The following is a 531-nucleotide window of genomic DNA, read 5'->3' on the forward strand; positions in this document are numbered from 1 at the left end:
GGAGGTTTTTATTGAAACCAACCGCTTAGACAGCGCGAACATGGCATTGGATTTTGGGCTGATGCAACAAGAAATACAAGTTTTCATTGAGTCGTTTGATCATGCCCATCATTTTTGGGACAAAGAAAGCGATGAGTTTCAGCGTTTTATAGAAAATCATTGCGTTCGTTATGTGAAATGCTCGTTCAATTTGAGCGCGGAGAGTTACGCTCTCATGTTTTTATATTACCTGACAAGGATTTTACAAAAGAGCGTTTTTTCCAATAACGAAGGGGAGTTAAAAATCTCTAGTGTGCGCGTGCATGAGACTAAAAACGGCTATGCGGAGAGCTTTTTAAAAGACTTAGAAAACCCACACTTTAAATCTTTAGTGCATAATCATTGCGTCTCTTTTTCGCAAGGCATTCAAAATTTGTGGCATGATAAGGATTTTTTTAATAAAATCATTAGCGATGAAAAACAATGCTTTTTCCACGCTAAGCCCCCACACCAGATCCCATGAAACTCCCGGTCGTTGAGAGCTTTTTTTCC

At 39.2% G+C, this 531-nt stretch carries 1 protein-coding gene; it reads left to right on the forward strand.

Features of this window, described 5'->3' with window-relative positions:
- Positions 1–502 (forward strand): 6-carboxytetrahydropterin synthase (locus IE260_RS43535; RefSeq protein ID WP_189881049.1); only part of this gene is annotated, 502 nt, incomplete at its 5' end.
- Positions 503–531: the final 29 nt, after the last annotated feature.

It is taken from the genome of Streptomyces viridiviolaceus (assembly GCF_014650995.1).
Classification (GTDB): Bacteria; Actinomycetota; Actinomycetes; order Streptomycetales; family Streptomycetaceae; genus Streptomyces; species Streptomyces viridiviolaceus.